Below are 20947 nucleotides of genomic sequence, written 5' to 3'. Positions count from 1 at the left end.
CCATGTCTGATTGCAAATGTCCCCCCCCCGGTCTTCCTGCCTATATGGGCACCTTTGCCGACCTGATGTCGCTGCTGATGTGCTTCTTCGTGCTGCTGCTCTCCTTTGCCGAAATGGACGTACTCAAGTTCAAGCAGATCGCGGGCTCTATGAAGAATGCTTTCGGAGTGCAGAACATCCTTGAGGTGAAAGATATTCCCAAGGGAACCTCGGTGATTGCCCAGGAGTTCAGGCCCGGTCGCCCTGAGCCCACGCCGATTGATACCGTGATGCAGCAAACCATCGATATGACTCAGACCGAACTGGAGTTTCTGCCCGGCGAGGCGGATCAGGCCGGTGGTCAGGACAAGAGTGACGGCAAGCAGACGGGGGGCGATACCGCGCAGGATGCGAAGAAGGCGCAAGAACAGTCCAATACCCTGGCCAAAGCCCTCGCCGAGCAGATGAAAGATCAGATCCAGGATGGCGCCATCGAAATTGAGGCGCTGGGCCAGCAGATCATCATCCGGATCAGGGAAAAAGCGTCGTTCCCGGCCGGTTCGGCGTTTCTGCAGCCCCAGTTCTGGCCGGTCATTCGCAAGGTCGCGACCCTGCTCAAGGATGTGCCGGGTGAAATCACCATCTCCGGTCACACCGACAACGTGGCGACCGAAGATGAGCTGTTCCAGTCCAACTGGGAGTTGTCGTCGCAACGGGCGGTGGCGGTGGCGCACCAGATGCTGAAGGTCCCCGGTTTTGATCAGGGGCGACTGGTGGTGCAGGGGATGGCGGACTCCCAACCATTGGTGCCCAATACCACCTCGGAAAATCGTCGGATGAACCGGCGGGTGGAGATCGCCATCATGCAGGGCAAACCGACTGTTTCGGCCCCCATTTCCGTACCGGAAGGAAAGTAAGCGAGGGGAATGTCGATGACGCAAGTGGGATCTGCATCAGGGGGCTGACGTGGATTTTGTGTTGGCTTCATATTAAGATGCCTCATCCGAACCGATTGCTGCGGCCTCCTTGCAGATGGCCGCAGTTTCTATTTTCAAGCAACCCAGGTTTCGACTATGAATCATACTCCGATGACTGTTCGCGGCGCTGAGAAGCTGCGCGAAGAGCTCGATTATCTCAAGACCGAGCTTCGTCCCCAGATTATCGAAGCGATTGCCGATGCCCGTGAGCACGGTGATCTGAAGGAAAACGCCGAATACCATGCCGCTCGCGAGCAGCAGGGGTTCTGTGAAGGCCGCATTCAGGAGATTGAAGCCAAGCTCTCCAATGCGCAGGTGATCGATGTCACCAAGATGACCAACAACGGCCGCGTTATTTTTGGCGCGACTGTGACTTTGCTCAAGAGCGAGACAGAGGAAGAGGTGGTTTACCGCATCGTGGGTGACGATGAGGCTGATATCAAACAGAACCTCATCTCTGTCAACTCCCCCATTGCCCGCGCCCTGATTGGCAAGGAAGTGGACGATGTCGCAATCGTCAAGACCCCTGCTGGCGATGTGGAATACGAAGTACTGGAAGTCGCTTATATCTAAGCGAATGCTACAGACGATGAAACAGGGGGGCTAGCGCTCCCCTGTTTGTCTTTATCTATATGATTATTGATAAAAATCAGGACAGATACGCCTCGGTAAAGGCGTCCTGATGACGCTGAAACAACCAGTGGCGCAGCCGTTCTATGTTGCTCTCGCTCATTTGAAAGCTCAGCGCCCAGGTGGCATGGTCGGCATTGGCTTTGATGCGCCTTACCAGTCGTCCCTGCAGTGGAAGAGGGGCCTCTTGCTCGATGCAGAGCTCGCCGTTGATGGGGGTATCGGCCACCATGTCGGTTGGCAAATTTTCCACGATGAGGCCGTTGAGGGAGAGGCTGAGCACCTGAAACAGGCCCTGGTCGCTGCAAAGCTTGGCTTTTTGGGTGAGACGCCAGGCCCGCGGTTGCGCAAACCCCAGCTCCCTGATGACCGGTGCAGATAACCGGGGCTCGACGAAGCCATCTTCCCCTTGGGTAAAGCTCAGGGGAAAACGCAGCTGATGGCCTGCGAAGCGGGCTTCGAGTACGAGGTGTTCGGCTTTTTGCAGCAAGCCAAGCATGGGGGCATCGAGGTGACCAGTCAGAACATGGGTGTCCTGATTGCTCCCCAAGTCCCGCAGCATGGCCAGCTCATCGTCGGTCAGAATAGGATGGTGAGCCATAATGCGTGTCCGGAAGTATTCATCGCAGGTTAAGGGCTTTGCGACTACTTTGGCAAGCGACTCGGGAAGAAGTGGAATAAGGAAAGAGCGATGCTCTTTCCTTTTACTTGCGGGGCAGCTGGATTTTGGGTTCGTTGGCTTGACGATAAATGGTCAGCACATGACCCATGCTTTGCACCTTGATTGAACCGGTTTCACGGACGATAGCATCCATAACCAGTTGTTTCATTTCGCGATCTTCAGAGGCAACCTTAACCTTGATCAGCTCGTGATGGTTCAGTGCCAGATCGATCTCGGCCAGTACACCTTCGGTCAGACCATGCTGACCCAGCAGGACGACAGGCTTGAGGCTATGGGCAAGGCCCTTAAGGTACTGTTTCTGTTTATTGTTGAGAATCATCGCAATTTCTTCATAAGTCAGGGTTGAAAGGGGCGTATTCTACCCCCACTTAGCCCTTAATACTAATAACCCTTGTGGTTTTTTAAAGTCGATTATCATGACCCAGAAAAAACGTTCCCCCAGTTCAACTCGCTGGTTAAAAGAACATTTCGACGATCAATACGTCAAAAAAGCCCAGAAAATGGGCCTGCGTTCTCGTGCTGTTTTCAAGATTGACGAGATCCAGGGCAAGGATCGCTTGCTGAAACATGGCATGACCGTAGTGGATTTGGGAGCAGCCCCCGGTGGTTGGTCCCAGTTCGCGGTTGAACAGGTTGGTGATTCGGGTCGCGTCATCGCATGTGACATTTTGCCGATGGATCCCATTGCTGGTGTCGATTTCCTGCAAGGAGACTTTCGGGAGGAAACTGTACTCGGCGCTTTGCTGGAGCGAGTGGGTCCCGACAAGGTCGATGTCGTGATGTCTGATATGGCGCCCAACATGAGCGGTACCCAGCAGGTGGATCAGGCTCGCGCCATGTATCTGGTCGAGCTGGCGCTGGACATGTGCAATCAGGTATTGCGTAGTGACGGCAGTTTCGTAGTGAAGGTGTTTCAGGGAGAGGGCTTTGATGCCTATCTCAATGAAATTCGTAAACTTTTCTCCGCTGTCAAAATTCGTAAACCAGACTCATCCCGCGCCAGATCACGGGAAGTCTACATTGTGGCTACCGGTTTTAAACTGTAGTACCCTAACCTTCATCGTTAACTGTCAGTCTGCGAGGTTACTGATTTGAGTGACATGGCGAAAAACTTAATCCTGTGGCTGGTCATCGCCGTCGTTTTGATGTCGGTGTTCAATAGCTTCAGCCCCAGCGATACCACCAGTCGCCAGCTGGACTATTCCAGCTTCGTTAAAGAGGTGACCCAAGAGCAGATCCGTGAAGTGCGGATGGACGGTAAGGTCATTAATGGCGTCAAGCGTACTGGTGAAAGATTCACCACCATCATCCCTGCGCCGGATCCCCAGCTGCTCAACGACATGCTCAATCACAATGTCAAAGTGATGGGCGAGAAGCCGGAAGAGCCGTCTCTGTTGACCTCTATCTTCATCTCCTGGTTCCCGATGCTTCTGCTGATCGGTGTCTGGGTCTTCTTCATGCGTCAGATGCAGGGCGGCGGTGGCAAAGGTGCCATGTCGTTCGGCAAGAGCAAGGCTCGCCTGATGAGCGAAGATCAGATCAAGACCACCTTTGCTGACGTTGCAGGTTGCGATGAAGCCAAGGAAGAGGTGAAGGAGCTGGTCGACTATCTGCGCGATCCGAGCAAATTCCAGAAACTGGGTGGCAAGATCCCGACCGGTGTGCTGCTGGTTGGTCCTCCCGGTACCGGTAAGACTTTGCTGGCCAAGGCCATTGCGGGCGAGGCCAAGGTGCCGTTCTTCACCATCTCTGGTTCCGATTTCGTGGAGATGTTCGTCGGTGTCGGTGCCTCCCGGGTGCGTGACATGTTCGAACAGGCCAAGAAATCTTCCCCTTGCATCATCTTCATCGATGAAATTGATGCGGTCGGTCGTCAGCGTGGCGCCGGTCTGGGTGGTGGTCACGATGAACGTGAGCAGACCCTCAACCAGATGCTGGTCGAGATGGATGGTTTTGAAGGAAATGAAGGCATTATCGTCATCGCTGCCACCAACCGTCCTGACGTACTGGATCCGGCACTGCTGCGTCCGGGCCGTTTCGACCGTCAGGTTGTGGTCGGTCTGCCGGATGTCCGTGGTCGCGAGCAGATCCTGAAAGTGCACATGCGCAAAGTTCCGTTGGCGGATGACGTGAATCCGGCGCTGATTGCCCGTGGTACCCCCGGTTTCTCCGGTGCGGATTTGGCCAACTTGGTCAACGAAGCTGCCCTCTTCTCTGCCCGTGAGAGCCGCCGAGTGGTCTCCATGGCCGAGTTCGAGAAGGCCAAGGACAAGATCATGATGGGTGCGGAACGCCGCTCCATGGTGATGAAAGAGTCCGAGAAAGAGATGACTGCGTATCACGAAGCTGGCCACGCCATCATTGGTCGTCTGGTGCCGGATCATGACCCGGTTTACAAGGTCTCCATCATTCCGCGCGGTCGTGCGCTGGGTGTGACCATGTATCTGCCGGAGCAGGATCGCTGGAGCCACTCCAAGCAGCATCTGGAGTCGATGATTTCCAGCCTGTATGGCGGTCGTCTGGCAGAAGAGCTGATCTATGGTGCCGAGAAGGTATCGACCGGTGCGTCCAACGATATCGAGCGGGCGACCGACATTGCACGCAAGATGGTGACCCAGTGGGGTATGTCCGAGCGTCTCGGCCCGATGCTCTACGCTGAAGAAGATGGCGAGGTGTTCCTCGGTCGCAGCATGGCCAAGGCCAAGCACATGTCCGACGATACCGCTCGCGTTATCGATGCCGAGGTCAAGCAGGTCATCGACCGCAACTACGCCCGTTCCAAGCAGATCCTGCTGGATAACATGGACGTGTTGCACAGCATGAAAGATGCGCTGATGAAGTACGAGACCATCGACGCCAAACAGATCGATGATCTGATGGCGCGTCGCGAGGTACGTGCTCCGAGCAACTGGCATGACGAGCACGGTGATACTCCGCAAGGTGGTTCCACCGTGGCTGCCGAGGCCAAGCCTGCCGATGAGGCTGCACCGGTGGCGGATGTCACTATCGACAAAGCCAACGATGCTCCGGCCAAATAATTGTGACTCTCCAAACCCCGGGCTTGCCCGGGGTTTTTCTTTATCAGATGGACGTGAAAATGCAGTTAACCAGCAAGGGGCTCAGCCTCTCCCTCGATCGTCCCCATGTGATGGGGATCCTCAATGTGACGCCCGACTCCTTCTCCGATGGCGGTAATTTCAACCAGTTTGAACGGGCAATGGCCCATGCGCGCCAGATGGTCTCTGACGGTGCGACCCTCATCGACATCGGTGGCGAGTCAACCCGCCCCGGTGCGCCCGATGTGAACGAGCAGGAGGAGCTGGACAGGGTCATTCCTGTTGTGGAGCAGATGGTTCGTGAGCTGGATGTGATGATCTCCCTCGATACCTCCAAAGCGGCTGTGATGCGGGAGGGTTGCAAGGCGGGTGCCCATCTGATCAACGATGTGCGGGCGCTGCAAGAGCCTGGAGCGCTGCAGGCCGCGGCCGAAGCGCGGGTTCCGGTCTGTCTGATGCATATGCAGGGGCAGCCGAGAACCATGCAGGTCGAGCCGCACTATGAGGACCTGATCGGGGAGGTTCGCGCCTTCTTTGATGAGCGTATTGCGGCTTGTCTGGCGGTCGGGATCCGTCGTGAAGAGCTGTTGCTGGATCCGGGATATGGCTTTGGCAAAACCCTTGCACACAACTATCAGCTGTTGGCGGCTCAAAAGGAACTGCTTGATTATGGCTTGCCGCTATTGGTGGGGATGTCGCGAAAGTCTATGATAGGCAACCTGCTGGGCCGTCCGGTGGATGAGCGTCTGGCGGGCAGTCTGGCATGCGCCCTTATCGGCATGCAGCATGGGGCCCGCATCATCAGGGTACACGATGTACGGGAGACCATGGACGCATTGCGCGTCGGTTGGCTGGCAATGACGGGACAAGATTTTATTTCCAGATAATAAAGAGAACAGACAATGGCAAGAAAGTATTTCGGTACCGATGGTGTGCGCGGCAAGGTTGGCGAATACCCGATTACCCCTGATTTTGTAATGAAATTGGGTTGGGCTGCCGGCAAAGTGCTCTCCAAGAAGGGCACCAAAAAGGTGCTGATTGGCAAAGATACCCGCATCTCCGGTTACATGCTGGAATCCGCGCTGGAAGCGGGGCTCTCCGCGGCAGGCCTCAAGGCCATTCTGATGGGGCCGATGCCCACGCCGGCGGTTGCCTACCTGACTCGCACTTTCCGTGCCGAAGCTGGCATCGTCATCAGTGCTTCCCACAACCCCTTCTACGACAACGGCATCAAGTTCTTCTCCGCCGACGGCACCAAGCTGCCCGATGATGTCGAGCTGGCTATCGAAGCCGAGCTGGATCACGAGCTCAAGTGTGTCGAGTCGGCCGAACTTGGCAAAGCGGTGCGCATTGATGATGCCGCCGGTCGCTATATCGAATTCTGCAAGAGCACCTTCCCCTCTCACATGAATCTGGATGGGGTGAAAATGGTGGTCGACTGTGGCCACGGCGCTACTTACCACATTGCGCCGTCGGTTTTCCGCGAGCTGGGTGCCGAAGTGATCACCATGGGCTGCGCCCCGGATGGTCTCAACATCAACGATGGTGTCGGCTCGACTGCGCCTGACGCACTGGTTGCCAAGGTGCTGGAGTGCAAGGCCGATCTGGGGGTTGCCTTTGATGGTGATGGTGACCGTCTGATCATGGTCGACCATACCGGCTATCTCATCGACGGTGATGAAGTGCTCTATATCATCGCGCGCGATGCCCTGCGCAATGGGCGCCTCAAAGGCGGTGTCGTCGGCACCCTGATGGCCAACATGGGTCTGGAGCTGGCGCTGCAAACCCTGGGCATCCCGTTTGCCCGTGCCAAGGTGGGTGACCGCTATGTGTTGGAGATGATGGAAGAGAAGGGCTGGCGCATCGGTGGTGAGAACTCCGGCCACATTATCTGTCTGGATCAGACCACTACGGGTGATGGCATCGTAGCCGCCTTGCAGGTGCTTACCGCCATGCGCAGTGCCGAGATGCCGCTTGCCAAGCTGCGCTCCGGCATGAGCAAGTTCCCGCAGGTGCTGGTGAATGTTCGCTTTGCCGAAGGCAAGGATCCGCTGGCCGCTGATGCTGTCATGGCTGAGGTTGCCAAGGTGGAACAGGAGCTGGCTGGTCGTGGTCGCGTACTGTTGCGTAAATCAGGTACCGAACCGCTGATCCGGGTCATGGTCGAAGGGGAGCATGAACAGCAGGTACGTGACATGGCTCAGCGCATCGCCAAGCAGGTTGAATCGGCGTTTTAATGAACAGCTGGGGCTGCTTTTTAGCCGCCCTGGTTGTATCTTGTTCAAACGATTCAAAAATTTAAAAATAGCACTTGTCAGCTGAGCATCCTCTGGATATTATCAGCCCCGCTTTCGCAAGGGAGTTGCCGATGGGACATCGCAAGCCGTTTGTAGCAGCCAACTGGAAGTTGCACGGTAGTAGGTCGCAGTTAGAGCAGTTTACGAGTCAGTGTCTAAACGGCGTTGACGGAAAAGTAGATGTGGTTCTCTGTCCTTCCCATGTGCATCTCGACTTTAGCGCTTCACTGCTCAACGAGCAGAAAGTAATAAAGTTGGGGGCTCAGAATGTGAGTCAGCACGCTACTGGCGCTTACACTGGAGAAATCTCGTGTCAGATGCTGGTTGAGGCAGGGTGTCGTTACGTATTGGTAGGGCACTCCGAGCGCAGGCGTCTCTTTGGTGAGACCAGTTTTATCGTCGCAGAGAAGTTTGCGGCAGCCAGAGCGGTAGGCTTGATTCCCATCCTCTGCTTAGGTGAATCAGGTGCGGCGAGGCAGGCGAGAAGAGCCTTCGAGGTGATCGCTGAAGAGCTGGATATCGTCATAGAGAAAAATGGCGCGATGGCTTTCGATAATGCTATCATCGCCTACGAGCCGATTTGGGCTGTAGGTACAGGTAAATGCGCCACACCCGAGCAGGCACAAGAGGTTCATTCCTTTATACGTGGTCGCTTGGCGGAGGATACTCCGGTAATAGGTGAGAAAGTCAGAATCATCTATGGTGGGAGCGTAACGCCGAGCAACGCGAGAGATTTGTTTGCACAGCCCGACATTGATGGCGGACTGATTGGCGGAGCAAGCCTCGATAGCGATGCGTTTTTAGGAATTGTTGAAGCGGCAAAGGGTGCAAGTTAAATGTACGAGATTCTTTTAGTCGTTTATCTGCTGGTTTCACTGGCTCTGATTGGTCTGGTGATGATTCAGCAAGGTAAAGGGGCTGATATGGGCGCCTCCTTCGGCGCAGGGGCATCGAACACAGTATTCGGCTCCGGTGGTTCAGGCAGTTTCCTGACCCGAACAACAGCAATTTTGGCTACTCTGTTTTTCGTTATCAGCCTGGTTCTTGGATCTATGTCCAGCAACAAGGTAAAGCAGGGTAGTGAATGGGAAAATCTGCAACAAACCCAACAGGTTGAGCAGACCAAAGCGCCAGTGAAGAAAGATACTGACGTTCCCGAGTAAGAGTTTTGCCGTGGTGGTGGAATTGGTAGACACGCTATCTTGAGGGGGTAGTGCTCTAGGGTGTGCGGGTTCGAGTCCCGCCCACGGCACCAATTAAGCAGTGAGCTCGGGAAGCCGAGTGTATTATAGCCAGTCAGTCTTGTATCGAGAGAGTGAAGTGGCTATAATCTCGCACGATTTCGGACGCGGGGTGGAGCAGCATGGTAGCTCGTCGGGCTCATAACCCGAAGGTCGTCGGTTCAAATCCGGCCCCCGCAACCAAATTTCACGCATTTCCTACGCTCAGGAAGGCGGTCGCTGCGAGGCGACAATCAGGGTAAAGCGCCAAGCCCCGATTTGACATCGGGGCTTTTTGTTATGTGCAATTTACTCTGAATCGATATCTATCTGGGCTTTATGCCCTTTTTTTGTTTTTCGGAGGGTGACTTTGGCTACGTTGGAACAACGTTTGACCGATCTGCTCGAGGCTCCGGTCGTTGCCTTGGGTTTTGAACTTTGGGGTATTGAGTTTATCCGTGCGGGTAAACACTCCACCTTGCGTGTCTATATTGACGGCGAGCAGGGTGTGACTGTCGAGAACTGTGCTGAAGTCAGCCATCAGGTTGGCGCCATCATGGACGTCGAAGATCCCATCACCGAGGAGTACTACCTCGAGGTATCCTCCCCAGGCCTGGATCGTCCCCTGTTCAAGGTTGCCCATTTCGAAAAATACGTTGGCCAAGAGGCGGCGGTAACGCTTCGGATGGCAACAAACAACCGCCGCAAGTTCAAAGGCGTAATCAAAGCTGTGCAAGGCGACATGATCACCCTGACAGTAGATGGTAAGGACGACGTGTTGGCTTTCACCAATATCCAAAAAGCGAACATAGTGCCGAACTTTGGTTAACGAGGCTATCGGATATGAATAAAGAGATTTTGCTGGTCGTTGACGCAGTATCCAACGAGAAAGCGGTACCCCGTGAGAAGATCTTCCAGGCTCTGGAAACCGCGCTGGCGACTGCGACCAAGAAGAAATATGAAGGCGAGATTGAAGTTCGGGTCGAAATCGATCGCAAGACCGGTGACTACGACACTTATCGCCGCTGGGTAGTCATTGCGGATCAAGCCGCGATGGAGAATCCTTATGCTGAAATCACCCTGGAAGCGGCACAAATTGATCAGCCGGAAATCCAGATCGGTGAGTATGTTGAAGACCAGATCGACTCTGTGACCTTCGACCGTATCACTACCCAGACCGCCAAGCAGGTTATCGTGCAGAAAGTGCGCGAAGCCGAGCGTTCACAAGTAGTTGATCAGTTTAAAGATAAAGAAGGCACCATCATCAGTGGTGTGGTCAAGAAGAGTAACCGCGACAACGTCATCCTGGATCTGGGCAGCAATGCTGAAGCCGTGATCTTCCGTGATGACATGCTGCCGCGTGAAACCTTCCGCCCGGGTGACCGTGTCCGTGGCCTGCTCTATGCAGTGCGTCCGGAAGCCCGTGGTTCCCAGCTGTTTGTCAGCCGTTCCAGCCCGGACTTCCTGAAAGAGCTGTTCCGTATCGAAGTACCGGAGATCGGTGAAGAGATGATCGAAATCATGGGCGCCGCCCGTGATCCGGGTTCCCGCGCCAAGATCGCGGTGAAGACCAACGATCGTCGTATCGACCCGATCGGTGCCTGTATCGGTATGCGTGGCGCCCGTGTGCAAGCTGTCTCCGCCGAGCTGAGCGGCGAGCGTGCCGACATCGTGCTGTACGATGACAACCCGGCCCAGTACGTGATCAATGCCATGGCACCTGCCGATGTGGCCTCCATCATCGTTGATGAAGACAACCACACCATGGATATCGCCGTGGAAGCTGCCAACCTGGCTCAGGCCATCGGTCGCAATGGTCAGAACGTGCGTCTGGCCTCCCAGCTGACCGGTTGGGAGCTGAATGTGATGACCGTTGAGGACATGCGTGCCAAGCACCAGGCCGAAAACGACCGCATCATGAACCTGTTCACCAGTACCCTGGACATCGACGACGATTTCGCCGGTCTGCTGATGGAAGAGGGCTTCTCTACCCTGGAAGAGATCGCCTTTGTACCGGTCAACGAGCTGCTGGCTATCGACGGTCTGGATGAAGACATGGTCGAAGAGCTGCGCAAGCGCGCCAAAGATGCCCTGACTACCAAGGCACTGGCCAAAGAAGAGTCTTTCGATGGCGTTGAGCCGTCCGAAGAGCTGCTCAATCTGAACGGTCTGAGCCGCGAACTGGCTTACGCTCTGGCGGGCCGTGGCGTGGGCACCCTGGAAGATTTGGCTGAGCAAGGTATCGATGACCTTGCTGATATTGAAGGGCTGACTGCCGAGAAGGCAGGTGAGCTCATTATGGCTGCTCGCAATATCTGTTGGTTCGGAGAAGAGCAGTCCGAGTAAGATCAAACGGAGGAAAATGAATGGCAGAAGTATCAGTCAAACAACTTGCCACTGACATCGACACACCGGTTGATCGTCTTCTCCAGCAGTTTGTCGATGCCGGTATCAGCAAGAGCAAGGCCGACGACATGGTCAGCGAGTCTGAGAAACAGGCCCTGCTGGCACACCTGAAGAAACAGCATGGAGGTGACGAGGTCGCCGCTCCTGCCCGCATGACCTTGCAGCGCAAGACCAAGAGCACCATCAGTGTTCAGGGGACTGGCGGCAAGAACAAGGAAGTGCAGGTAGAAGTGCGCAAGTCTCGCACCTATGTAAGACGCTCGGCGCTGGAAGATGAACAGCGTCAGGCGGAAGCCGAGGAAACAGCGCGTTTGGAAGCAGAAGAAAAAGCTCGTCGCGAGGCCGAAGAGAAGGCTCGCCTCGAAGCTGAAGAGAAGGCTCGCCGTGAGGCTGAGCAAGCTCGTCGTGAAGCTGAGGAAAAGGCGCGGATCGAGGCACAATCAAAGGCTCGACAGGCTTCACAGCCCGCCAAAGCAGCCAGTAGCACAGCTCAGCAAGAGGCAGAAAAGATGGCCAAGCGCGAAGCAGAAGAACTGAAGCGCCAACAGGAACAAACAGCTTTGAAAAAAGCTGAAGAACTCGCCGCGAAGAAAGCCGAAGAGGCTCGTCTCATGGCGGAACAGAACGCAGCCCGCTGGGCTGAAGAAGAGGCCGCTCGCGCCAAAGAGAGCAGCGACTACCATCTGACCACCAACAAGCATGCGCAAGCCGCAGAAGACGAGTTGGACCGGAAAGAAGAGACCAGCCGCCGCACTGCCGCAGCTGCCAAGGCACCGAAGAAAGCCGGTCGTCGTGAAGATGATCGCGACTCTCGCAACCCACGTGCCCGCAAAGGCAAGCGCGGCAAGGTCGCCATGCCAAACGCCATGAAGCACGGCTTCAACAAGCCGGCTGCCGTGGTGAACCGCGACGTCGTCATCGGTGAGACCATCACTGTGGCCGAGCTGGCCAACAAGATGGCCGTCAAGGGCGTTGAAGTCATCAAGGTGATGATGAAGATGGGTGCCATGGCCACTATCAACCAGGTGATCGACCAGGAGACCGCTCAGCTGGTCGCCGAGGAGATGGGTCACAAGGTTGTGCTGCGTCGTGAGAACGAGCTGGAAGAGGCGGTACTGTCCGATCGTGACGAGACCTCCGAAGCCAAGCCGCGCGCACCGGTCGTGACCATCATGGGTCACGTTGACCACGGTAAGACCTCGCTGCTCGACTACATTCGTAAAGCCAAGGTTGCTGCTGGCGAAGCCGGTGGTATTACCCAGCATATCGGTGCTTACCACGTCCAGACTGACAGTGGCATGATCACCTTCCTGGATACCCCGGGTCACGCGGCGTTTACCTCCATGCGTGCTCGTGGTGCCAAGGCGACCGATATCGTTGTTCTGGTTGTTGCAGCTGACGACGGCGTGATGCCGCAAACCATCGAAGCTATCCAGCACGCCAAGGCTGCCGGTGTGCCGCTGGTTGTTGCGGTCAACAAGATCGACAAGCCGGAAGCGGATCCGGATCGCGTCAAGACCGAACTGGCCCGTTACAACGTCATGTCCGAAGATTGGGGTGGAGACTGCCAGTTCGTGCACGTATCCGCCAAGTCTGGCGAAGGCATCGACGACCTGCTGGAAGCCATCCTGATCCAGGCTGAAGTACTGGAGCTGAAAGCGGTGGTTGACGGTATGGCCAACGGCGTCGTGATCGAATCCTTCCTGGATAAAGGTCGTGGTCCGGTTGCTACCGTACTGGTACAAGAAGGTACTCTGCGTCAGGGCGACATCGTTCTGTGTGGTCTCGAGTACGGCCGTGTTCGCGCCATGCGTGACGAACTGGGTCGCGAGATCAAGGAAGCGGGTCCGTCCCTGCCGGTGGAAATCCTGGGTCTGTCCGGCGTTCCCTCTGCCGGTGACGAAGCCACCGTTGTCCGTGACGAGAAGAAAGCCCGTGAAGTGGCGCTCTATCGTCAGGGCAAGTTCCGCGAAGTCAAGCTGGCTCGCCAGCAGAAGGCCAAGCTGGAAAACATGTTCGCCAACATGACCGAGGGCGAAGTGTCCGAAGTGAACGTGGTGATCAAGGCCGACGTACAAGGTTCTGTGGAAGCGATCTGCGATGCGCTGGTCAAACTCTCCACCGACGAAGTGAAGGTGAAGATCGTGGGTTCCGGCGTAGGTGGTATCACCGAAACCGACGCGACCCTGGCTGCTGCTTCCAGCGCCATCCTGGTTGGTTTCAACGTCCGTGCCGACGCATCTGCGCGCAAGGTCATCGAATCCGAGAGCCTGGATCTGCGTTACTACTCCGTCATCTATGACCTGATCGACGAAGTGAAGCAGGCCATGAGCGGCAAGCTGGCCCCTGAGTATCGTCAGGAAATCATCGGTCTGGCTGAAGTGCGTAGCGTCTTCAAGTCTCCGAAGTTCGGCGCCGTTGCCGGCTGTATGGTTACCGAAGGTGTGGTCAAGCGTTCCAACCGTATCCGCGTTCTGCGTGACAACGTGGTTATCTATGAAGGCGAGCTGGAATCCCTGCGCCGCTTCAAGGATGACGTCAACGAAGTTCGCAACGGCTACGAGTGTGGTATCGCGGTCAAGAACTACAACGACGTGCGCGAAGGCGACCAGATCGAAGTTTACGAGACTGTTGAAATCCAACGGACTCTGTAAGCCGAGAGTTAGACAAAATAGGGGGCCGCGGCCCCCTTTTATCGCAGGATAGAATATGGCCAGAGAATTCAGCCGGACCCGTCGGGTCGGACAGCAGATCCAGCGTGAAATTGCGCTGATCCTGCAGCGCGAGGTGAAAGACCCGCGCATCGGCATGGTGACTGTTTCCGATGTGGAAGTGTCCCGTGACCTCAACTATGCCAAGATTTACGTCACCTTCTTGCAGCTGGAAAATGATGCCGAGCGCATCAAGGAAGGCTTGCAGGGTCTGACCGAAGCAGCCGGATATATCCGTAGTCTGCTGGGCAGTGCCATGCGTCTGCGCGTGGTGCCCGAGCTGCGTTTCTACTACGACCAGACCCTGGTCGAGGGGATGCGTCTCTCCAACCTGGTGACCAACACTGTGCGTGAAGACAAGCGTCGCATGGCCGAATCCGGCCGTGACGAAGAAGCTGAATCCGCACCGGATGACACGACTGAGGATAAAGCCTGAGATGACCCGAAGACGTCGTTTCAAGGGCCGTGATGTGCACGGCATTCTGCTGCTGGACAAGCCGACCGGCCTGACCTCCAACGATGTGTTGCAGAAGGTCAAGCGCATCTACAACGCCGCCAAGGCCGGTCACACCGGCGCACTGGATCCGCTGGCGACCGGCATGCTGCCGATCTGCCTCGGCGAGGCCACCAAGTTCTCCCAGTATTTGCTGGAAGCGGACAAGCGCTATGAGGTGACCGCCAAATTGGGCGAGCGCACCAACACCAGCGACTCCGACGGTGAGGTGGTCTCCACCCGTCCGGTGAATGTGGCTGTCGGTACCCTGATCGAGGCGCTGGACCAGTTCCGTGGCCCCATCATGCAGGTGCCCTCCATGTACTCCGCGCTCAAGCACAACGGCCGTCCGCTCTACGAATATGCCCGCGAAGGCATCGAGATCGAGCGTGAAGCCCGTCCCATCACCGTATTCGAGCTCAAACTGCTGAGCTTCGAAGGTGATGAAGTGCGCCTTGAAGTGCACTGCAGCAAAGGCACCTACATCCGCTCTCTGGTGGATGATCTGGGTGAAGTGCTGGGTTGTGGCGCCCACGTGACCCAGTTGCGCCGTACCCAGGTGGCCAGCTATCCGTATGAGCGGATGCTGACTCTGGAGCAACTCGAGTGCATCTTCGAGCAGGCCAAGGCCGAGAGCATCCCGCCGCGCGAGCAGCTGGATCCGCTGTTGCTGCCGATGGATACCGCCGTAGCAAGCTTGCCCGAGGTGAACATGCTGGCGGTTGTGGCTGCCTATGTGAATCAGGGCCAGGCCGTGCAGGTGGCGGGTGCGCCGCAAAGCGGTCAGGTTCGCATGACGGTCGGCCCGGAGCGCGAGTTCATCGGGGTTGGCGAGATTGATGATGATGGCCGCGTCGCTCCCAAGCGACTGGTGCGTTATCACGACGAGGAGTGATCCTCAGGCGGTATCAGCACGTCTTTCCCGTTTCACCTCTTTATCGTTGCGAAAAGGGGCGGGGACGATTATGATACCGCCCTCATTTCACGGCTGAATTAGAGATTGGCTGTGAACCTTTAAACACTCTACTGGAGTATTACCATGTCTCTAAATGCTGAGATCAAAGCTCAAATCGTTGCTGACAACGCTCGTTGCGCCAACGACACCGGTTCCCCCGAAGTGCAAGTTGCCCTGCTGACTGCCCAGATCAACCATCTGCAAGGTCACTTCAAAGAGCACTCCAAGGACCACCACGGTCGTCGCGGTCTGCTGCGCATGGTTTCCCAGCGTCGTAAGCTGCTGGACTACCTGAAGCGTAAAGATTCCGAGCGTTATGCTGCTCTGATCGCCAAGCTGGGTCTGCGTCGTTAATCGACCATCAGATTTCGCGAAAAAGGGGAACCGTCAGGTTCCCCTTTTTTATTGCTCTTCAAGCCGTTGCCTGCCTCACAGAATTCGCGTCGCCGCTTACCTTTTGCATCGAATCAAGTATACTTGTGCGCGAATTTAAAGAGCCAAATTGTAAAAAGGAAATTCACGTGAATCCTATTGTAAAGTCATTCCAGTACGGTCAACACACCGTCACTCTGGAAACCGGTGTGATGGCCCGTCAAGCCACTGCGGCCGTTATGGTCAGCATGGACGATACCTGCGTATTTGTGACCGTAGTCGGCAAGAAAGAGGCCGATCACGGCCGTGATTTCTTCCCGCTGACCGTCAACTACCAGGAGCGTACCTATGCTGCTGGTCGTATCCCGGGTGGTTTCTTCCGTCGTGAAGGCCGTCCGAGCGAAGGCGAGACCCTCATCTCCCGTCTGATCGACCGTCCTATTCGTCCGCTGTTCCCGGAAGGCTTCCTCAATGAGGTTCAGGTCGTTGCGACCGTAATGTCCGTGAATCCGGCCGTATCCCCCGACATCGTTGCCATGATCGGTGCCTCTGCTGCACTGGCCATCTCCGGTATCCCGTTTGGCGGCCCGATCGGTGCTGCTCGCGTGGGTTACATGAACGGTCAGTATGTGCTGAACCCGACCACCACCGAACTGCCGCAGAGCGATCTGGATCTGGTGGTTGCCGGTACTGCCAACGCGGTACTGATGGTTGAGTCCGAAGCGGCCATCCTTTCCGAAGAGGTAATGCTGGGTGCCGTGGTATACGGTCACGAGCAGATGCAGACCGTGATCAATGCGATCAACGAGTTTGCCGCTGCCGTCGGCACTAAGCCTTGGGACTGGACTCCGCCTGCCATCAACGAAGCGCTGAAAGCTAAGGTTGCCGAGCTGGCGAGCGCCGAACTGGGTGAAGCCTACCGCATCACCGAGAAGGCAGTTCGTTACGAAACCATCGCGGCCATCAAGGGTCGTGTGGTTGAGCAAGTTATCGCTTCCGGTGTGGAAGAAGATGCCAAGAAGATCGGCGAAGAGTTCCACAGCCTGGAAAGCCGCATCGTTCGTGGTCGTGTAGTACGTGGTGAGCCGCGTATCGATGGTCGCGATCCGGAAATGATCCGCGCCCTGAGCGTAGGTACCGGTATTCTGCCCCGTGCTCACGGCTCTGCCCTGTTCACCCGTGGTGAAACTCAGGCCATCGTGGTCGCCACTCTGGGTACCGAGCGTGACGCCCAGAACATCGACGAGCTGACCGGCAACCGTGCCGATCGCTTCATGCTGCACTACAACTTCCCGCCATACTGTGTCGGTGAGACCGGCATGATGGGTAGCCCGAAGCGTCGTGAAATCGGTCACGGCCGTCTGGCCAAGCGCGGCGTTGCTGCCGTGATGCCGAGCGCCGCCGAGTTCCCGTACGTGGTGCGCGTGGTCTCTGAAATCACCGAATCCAACGGCTCCTCCTCCATGGCGTCTGTCTGTGGTTCCTCTCTGGCGCTGATGGATGCCGGTGTGCCGATCAAGGCCTCCGTTGCCGGTATCGCCATGGGTCTGGTGAAGGAAGAAGAAGGTTTCGTCGTGCTGTCCGACATTCTGGGTGACGAAGATCACCTGGGCGACATGGACTTCAAAGTAGCCGGTACCACCGAAGGTGTGACCGCGCTGCAGATGGACATCAAGATCGAAGGCATCACCAAAGAGATCATGGAGATTGCTCTGAAGCAAGCTCGTGGCGCTCGTCTGCACATCCTGAAAGTGATGGATGAAGCTATCCAGGCTCCCCGTGCCCAGATCTCCGATTTCGCACCGCGTATCCACACCATCAAGATCAATCCTGAGAAGATCAAGGACGTGATCGGTAAGGGTGGTTCAGTGATCCGTGCGCTGACCGAAGAGACCGGCACCAACATCGAGCTGGACGATGACGGTACTGTACGTATCTCCGCCGTGGCCAACGAAGCCGCCATGGAAGCGATCCGTCGCATCGAGGCTATCACCGCCGAGATCGAAGTGAACCGCATCTATGAAGGTAAAGTTGTTCGTCTGGCCGATTTCGGTGCATTCGTCAACATTCTGCCGGGCAAAGATGGTCTGGTACACATCTCCCAGATCACCGACGCTCGCGTGCAGAACGTGGCTGACCACCTGACCATCGGTGACGTGGTCAAGGTGAAGGTACTGGAAGTGGACCGTCAGGGCCGCGTACGTCTCTCCATCAAGGAAGCGAACGCCCCGACCGAAGCAGCTGCACCTGCTGCTGACGCCGCTCCGGCCGCTGAAGAAGCACCTGTTGCAGAGTAATCTGCTCGCCTGATACCGGATTGATTCCGGTTGATGTAAAAAGTCCGGCTCCCTTTGGGTGGGGAGCCGGACTTTTTTTTTTATGGCAAGATCAGCTGCGGCTGGTTGACATCTGGCAACTGTTGGCAACTGCTATCCGGCAGATAGATCTCCCCTGGCTCCCAAGCTGGCGCACCAGATTGCCCCATTCGGTCAATAGCCACTGATTGGTAGCGAACAAAAACGACTGTTGGGCCGAGGCATCTGCAGCCACAGGGCAAGCAGGGTGATATGACGACTCATAAGAGGGTTAGCGCTCCTGCTCGTAGCCCAGCAGATCGCCGGGCTGGCATTTGAGTTCACGGCAGATGGCCTCCAGAGTGGAGAAGCGCACCGCCTTGGCGTGGCCATTCTTGAGGATCGAGAGGTTGGCCTCGGTGATGTCGATGCGCTGGGCCAGCTCGCGGGCGGTCATTTTGCGCTCTGACAGCAGGGCATCGAGGCGGATGATAATGGGCATAGGATCCTCACACCGTCAGTTGCTGTTCATCGGCCAGCAGTTTGGCCTCGCGCATGACCAGTGCCAGCGCCAGTACGATCAGTCCCGCCAGCAGTACCCGGAAATCTGAGGTACTCAGCGCTATGGTACCGAGTACTTCCGGGCCTCTCATGGTGAGGACGGTATCCAGCAAGGGGGTCAGGATCAATTCGACCAGGAAGGTTGCACAGAGCAGCAGTCCGATCTGCCGGTAGCGATGGATCTGCTCGAAGGTGAAGAGCAGACCGGCGCGGTAGCCGCGAAACAGCTGACGCAGTTGCCACAGCATCATCATAAAGACCAGATCCGGCAACAGCTGTACCAGGGTGCCTAGCAGCCGGGTGGAGAAGTGAAGGGGATAGTCGGCAGGATTGATGCCGGGGCGGCTCAAGATGGTGTTGAGTTTATCCTGCAGAAAATCGGCGCCACCGAAGGGGGTCCACACCTCCAGCAAGGTGATCAAAGGGGTCGCCAGCAGTGCCAGCAGTAGCAGCCATTCGATCAGCATGCTCGAGCGTTCGAGTTTGTTGGAGATCATCTCATTCCTCACTGTGATGGTTTTATCTGAAAGGTAAAGTTTATCGTTTATCAATATTCACACCGGCAATGTTTATTGTTTTGCGATATACAGTCAAGATAAAACTTATTGAAAAACGATAATTTCAATCTGTCCGAAGGGGATGACTTTTGGCTGCAGCCTCTCTAGACTGGCGAGGTTGTATACAAAAACTCAACATGGACAAGGAGTTATCGATGCACCAGGGATGGCTGCTGATCGGATTGTCGCTCACCTATCTGGGGCTGCTGTTTCTGATCGCCTTCGTGGCAGACAAGCACAAACGGCACCGTCTCAAGGGGCAACCGCTGCTCTACAGCCTGTCGCTGGCGGTCTACTGCACCTCCTGGACCTTCTTCGGCACCGTGGGGCAGGCGAGTGAATCCCCCTGGTCGCCGGTGCCCATCTACCTTGGCCCCATGCTGGTCTTTCTGCTTGGCTGGCGGCTGCTGGCTCGCCTTATTCTGGTGGCCAAGCGCGAGCACATCACCTCCATCGCCGACTTTATCGCCGCCCGTTACGGCAAATCCCAGCGGCTCGCCATGGTGATCGCCCTCATCGCCATCATGGGGATCCTCCCCTATCTGGTGTTGCAGCTTAAAGCCATCGTCACCGGGCTGGATCTGCTGATGGTCAACAGCGGCGGCATCAGCCCGACCAGCAATACCAGCGAGTTGGCGCTCGGGGTCACCCTGCTGCTGGCGTTGTTCAGCATCCTGTTCGGTACCCGCCATCTCGATGCCACCGAGCACCACAGGGGGATGGTGGTGGCCATCGCTTTCGAGTCAGTGGTCAAATTGCTGGCCTTTATCGCGGTGGGGGGCTTCGCCCTCTGGCTGATCCTGAGCAAACCGGGCGAGGCTCACGAACAGGTGACCCGCGACTTTTTTGCGCAGGTGGTGGCGGTGAGCCCCGGCAACCTGCTGGAGCTTGCCATCTATACGGTGTTGGCGATGTGCGCCGTTATCTGCCTGCCGCGCCAGTTTCATGTGACTGTGGTGGAGAACAATCAGGGGCAGGATCTGCACTGGGCGCGCTGGATCTTCCCGCTCTACCTGTTCGTGATGGGGCTCTTTATCTGGCCGCTGGCGCTGGCGGGCAAGCAGTGGGTGGGTGCCGACATGGCCTCCGATACCTATGTGATCAGTTTACCGATGGCCCTCGGGTTTGATGGCATGGCGATGCTGGCGTTTCTCGGCGGCACCTCTGCGGCCACCGGCATGGTGATCGTCTGCACCATCGCGCTGGCGATCATGGTGAGCAACGATCTGGTGCTGCCGGTGCTGTTGCGCCGCTTCTGGCGGCAGGGGCGCGACGAGCGGCTGGTACGGCTGCTGTTGCAGGTGCGCCGTGGCGCCATCCTGCTGATCTTGCTGGCGGCCTGGGGGCTCTACCTCTGGCTCGGCGATCTCACCAGTCTCTCCCGCATCGGCTATCTCTCCTTTGGCGCGGTGGCCCAGTTTGCGCCAGCCCTGCTGCTCGGTCTCTATTGGCGTCACGGCAATCGCAAGGGGGTCTATCTTGGGTTGAGCCTCGGGGTGAGCCTCTGGTTTGTGACCCTGCTGGTGGAGAGCGGGCTGCTGGCGGGCTCGCCCTTGGCCAAGCTGCTGGCACCGCCGGACTGGCCTGCGTTTCGCGAGCTGAGTCTCGGGGCCTGGTGCATCTTCCTGAGCCTGCTCTTCAACCTGCTTGGCTATGTGGCAGGCTCACTGCTCTCACGTCCGGCAGTGAGCGAGCGGCTGCAGGCGGCCAACTTTGTCGGCAAGCCGAGTCGCGATACCTCCGCCCTCTATCAGGCG

At 56.8% G+C, this 20947-nt stretch carries 19 protein-coding genes, 2 tRNA genes and 1 pseudogene; 18 read left to right on the top strand and 4 right to left on the bottom strand.

Annotation, left to right across the window (positions count from 1 at the left end):
• Window positions 1-2 precede the first annotated feature (2 nt).
• Both L972_RS10725 and greA read left to right on the top strand, forming a co-directional pair.
• Window positions 3-896, top strand: a complete 894-nt coding sequence (locus L972_RS10725) for a flagellar motor protein MotB (RefSeq protein ID WP_047438125.1) — start codon at window positions 3-5, stop codon at window positions 894-896.
• A 156-nt stretch (window positions 897-1052) separates the two neighbouring features.
• Window positions 1053-1529, top strand: coding sequence for a transcription elongation factor GreA (greA, locus tag L972_RS10720; RefSeq protein ID WP_005343528.1), 477 nt, complete (start codon window positions 1053-1055; stop codon window positions 1527-1529).
• Between the two features lie 76 nt (window positions 1530-1605).
• On the opposite strand, the gene L972_RS10715 is transcribed toward greA, so the two are convergent.
• Together L972_RS10715 and yhbY are read right to left on the bottom strand one after the other, a co-directional pair.
• Window positions 1606-2187 carry a hypothetical protein gene (locus tag L972_RS10715; RefSeq protein ID WP_047438123.1) on the bottom strand — a complete coding sequence of 194 codons (582 nt, stop codon included), beginning with the start codon at window positions 2185-2187 and terminating at the stop codon, window positions 1606-1608.
• Window positions 2188-2290: 103 nt separating this feature from the next.
• Window positions 2291-2587 (bottom strand): ribosome assembly RNA-binding protein YhbY, encoded by a 297-nt coding sequence (gene yhbY / locus L972_RS10710; protein WP_005338829.1) that lies wholly within the window; start codon window positions 2585-2587, stop codon window positions 2291-2293.
• A 97-nt stretch (window positions 2588-2684) separates the two neighbouring features.
• Here yhbY and rlmE point away from each other — a divergent pair, with 97 nt between their 5' ends.
• The 15 genes from rlmE to pnp all read left to right on the top strand — a co-directional run bounded on the left by rlmE (window position 2685) and on the right by pnp (window position 18075).
• Window positions 2685-3314: a 23S rRNA (uridine(2552)-2'-O)-methyltransferase RlmE gene (gene rlmE / locus L972_RS10705; RefSeq protein ID WP_005338828.1), complete on the top strand. Its 630-nt coding sequence runs from the start codon at window positions 2685-2687 to the stop codon at window positions 3312-3314.
• Window positions 3315-3359: 45 nt separating this feature from the next.
• A complete protein-coding gene (gene ftsH, locus L972_RS10700; protein WP_005343537.1) occupies window positions 3360-5306 on the top strand; it encodes an ATP-dependent zinc metalloprotease FtsH in 1947 nt (648 codons plus the stop codon).
• A 59-nt stretch (window positions 5307-5365) separates the two neighbouring features.
• The gene (folP, locus tag L972_RS10695; RefSeq protein ID WP_047438121.1) at window positions 5366-6211 is read left to right on the top strand and encodes a dihydropteroate synthase; all 846 of its coding nucleotides are present in this window, start codon (window positions 5366-5368) and stop codon (window positions 6209-6211) included.
• A 15-nt stretch (window positions 6212-6226) separates the two neighbouring features.
• Window positions 6227-7561: a phosphoglucosamine mutase gene (glmM, locus tag L972_RS10690; RefSeq protein ID WP_005338823.1), complete on the top strand. Its 1335-nt coding sequence runs from the start codon at window positions 6227-6229 to the stop codon at window positions 7559-7561.
• Between the two features lie 131 nt (window positions 7562-7692).
• Window positions 7693-8457, top strand: a complete 765-nt coding sequence (gene tpiA, locus L972_RS10685; RefSeq protein WP_047438119.1) for a triose-phosphate isomerase — start codon at window positions 7693-7695, stop codon at window positions 8455-8457.
• A complete protein-coding gene (gene secG / locus L972_RS10680) occupies window positions 8458-8784 on the top strand; it encodes a preprotein translocase subunit SecG (protein WP_005338811.1) in 327 nt (108 codons plus the stop codon).
• A 7-nt stretch (window positions 8785-8791) separates the two neighbouring features.
• Window positions 8792-8876, top strand: a tRNA-Leu gene (locus L972_RS10675).
• Window positions 8877-8968: 92 nt separating this feature from the next.
• Window positions 8969-9045, top strand: a tRNA-Met gene (locus tag L972_RS10670).
• Window positions 9046-9211: 166 nt separating this feature from the next.
• Window positions 9212-9670 carry a ribosome maturation factor RimP gene (gene rimP, locus L972_RS10665; RefSeq protein WP_005338809.1) on the top strand — a complete coding sequence of 153 codons (459 nt, stop codon included), beginning with the start codon at window positions 9212-9214 and terminating at the stop codon, window positions 9668-9670.
• A gap of 14 nt (window positions 9671-9684) precedes the next feature.
• Window positions 9685-11187, top strand: a complete 1503-nt coding sequence (nusA, locus tag L972_RS10660; RefSeq protein ID WP_005338808.1) for a transcription termination factor NusA — start codon at window positions 9685-9687, stop codon at window positions 11185-11187.
• A 20-nt stretch (window positions 11188-11207) separates the two neighbouring features.
• Entirely contained in the window at window positions 11208-13901 is a 2694-nt protein-coding gene (infB, locus tag L972_RS10655) for a translation initiation factor IF-2 (protein WP_005338806.1), read from the top strand.
• 55 nt (window positions 13902-13956) lie between these two features.
• The gene (gene rbfA / locus L972_RS10650; protein ID WP_005338799.1) at window positions 13957-14394 is read left to right on the top strand and encodes a 30S ribosome-binding factor RbfA; all 438 of its coding nucleotides are present in this window, start codon (window positions 13957-13959) and stop codon (window positions 14392-14394) included.
• Between the two features lies 1 nt (window position 14395).
• The gene (gene truB / locus L972_RS10645; protein ID WP_005338798.1) at window positions 14396-15346 is read left to right on the top strand and encodes a tRNA pseudouridine(55) synthase TruB; all 951 of its coding nucleotides are present in this window, start codon (window positions 14396-14398) and stop codon (window positions 15344-15346) included.
• A 144-nt stretch (window positions 15347-15490) separates the two neighbouring features.
• Window positions 15491-15760, top strand: coding sequence for a 30S ribosomal protein S15 (gene rpsO, locus L972_RS10640; protein WP_005338797.1), 270 nt, complete (start codon window positions 15491-15493; stop codon window positions 15758-15760).
• A 167-nt stretch (window positions 15761-15927) separates the two neighbouring features.
• Complete coding sequence (pnp, locus tag L972_RS10635; protein WP_047438117.1) at window positions 15928-18075, top strand: polyribonucleotide nucleotidyltransferase; 2148 nt, start codon at window positions 15928-15930, stop codon at window positions 18073-18075.
• Window positions 18076-18364: 289 nt separating this feature from the next.
• Here pnp and L972_RS10630 read toward each other — a convergent pair whose 3' ends face one another.
• Both L972_RS10630 and L972_RS10625 read right to left on the bottom strand, forming a co-directional pair.
• Window positions 18365-18574, bottom strand: coding sequence for a helix-turn-helix domain-containing protein (locus tag L972_RS10630; protein ID WP_047438115.1), 210 nt, complete (start codon window positions 18572-18574; stop codon window positions 18365-18367).
• 7 nt (window positions 18575-18581) lie between these two features.
• A complete protein-coding gene (locus tag L972_RS10625; RefSeq protein ID WP_047438113.1) occupies window positions 18582-19130 on the bottom strand; it encodes a DUF2975 domain-containing protein in 549 nt (182 codons plus the stop codon).
• Between the two features lie 215 nt (window positions 19131-19345).
• On the opposite strand from L972_RS10625, the pseudogene L972_RS20845 reads away from it, so the two are divergent.
• Window positions 19346-20947, top strand: a pseudogene (locus tag L972_RS20845) (sodium:solute symporter); the annotation flags it as partial.

The organism is Aeromonas sp. ZOR0001 (assembly GCF_000801015.1).
In the GTDB taxonomy this organism is placed as follows: domain Bacteria; phylum Pseudomonadota; class Gammaproteobacteria; order Enterobacterales; family Aeromonadaceae; genus Aeromonas; species Aeromonas veronii.
Note: the sequence above shows the minus strand (reverse complement) of the source record. Positions and strands in the feature narration are given on the sequence as shown.

Bases quoted from the DNA above. Each gene is read 5' to 3' on its own strand.
- L972_RS10625 (WP_047438113.1), bottom strand. From the start codon at position 19,130: ATGATCTCCAACAAACTCGAACGCTCGAGCATGCTGATCGAATGGCTG.
- yhbY (WP_005338829.1), bottom strand. From the start codon at position 2,587: ATGATTCTCAACAATAAACAGAAACAGTACCTTAAGGGCCTTGCCCAT.
- glmM (WP_005338823.1), top strand. From the start codon at position 6,227: ATGGCAAGAAAGTATTTCGGTACCGATGGTGTGCGCGGCAAGGTTGGC.
- rpsO (WP_005338797.1), top strand. From the start codon at position 15,491: ATGTCTCTAAATGCTGAGATCAAAGCTCAAATCGTTGCTGACAACGCT.
- rbfA (WP_005338799.1), top strand. From the start codon at position 13,957: ATGGCCAGAGAATTCAGCCGGACCCGTCGGGTCGGACAGCAGATCCAG.
- infB (WP_005338806.1), top strand. From the start codon at position 11,208: ATGGCAGAAGTATCAGTCAAACAACTTGCCACTGACATCGACACACCG.
- L972_RS10725 (WP_047438125.1), top strand. From the start codon at position 3: ATGTCTGATTGCAAATGTCCCCCCCCCGGTCTTCCTGCCTATATGGGC.
- greA (WP_005343528.1), top strand. From the start codon at position 1,053: ATGAATCATACTCCGATGACTGTTCGCGGCGCTGAGAAGCTGCGCGAA.
- nusA (WP_005338808.1), top strand. From the start codon at position 9,685: ATGAATAAAGAGATTTTGCTGGTCGTTGACGCAGTATCCAACGAGAAA.
- tpiA (WP_047438119.1), top strand. From the start codon at position 7,693: ATGGGACATCGCAAGCCGTTTGTAGCAGCCAACTGGAAGTTGCACGGT.
- rlmE (WP_005338828.1), top strand. From the start codon at position 2,685: ATGACCCAGAAAAAACGTTCCCCCAGTTCAACTCGCTGGTTAAAAGAA.
- L972_RS10630 (WP_047438115.1), bottom strand. From the start codon at position 18,574: ATGCCCATTATCATCCGCCTCGATGCCCTGCTGTCAGAGCGCAAAATG.
- folP (WP_047438121.1), top strand. From the start codon at position 5,366: ATGCAGTTAACCAGCAAGGGGCTCAGCCTCTCCCTCGATCGTCCCCAT.
- truB (WP_005338798.1), top strand. From the start codon at position 14,396: ATGACCCGAAGACGTCGTTTCAAGGGCCGTGATGTGCACGGCATTCTG.
- secG (WP_005338811.1), top strand. From the start codon at position 8,458: ATGTACGAGATTCTTTTAGTCGTTTATCTGCTGGTTTCACTGGCTCTG.
- L972_RS10715 (WP_047438123.1), bottom strand. From the start codon at position 2,187: ATGGCTCACCATCCTATTCTGACCGACGATGAGCTGGCCATGCTGCGG.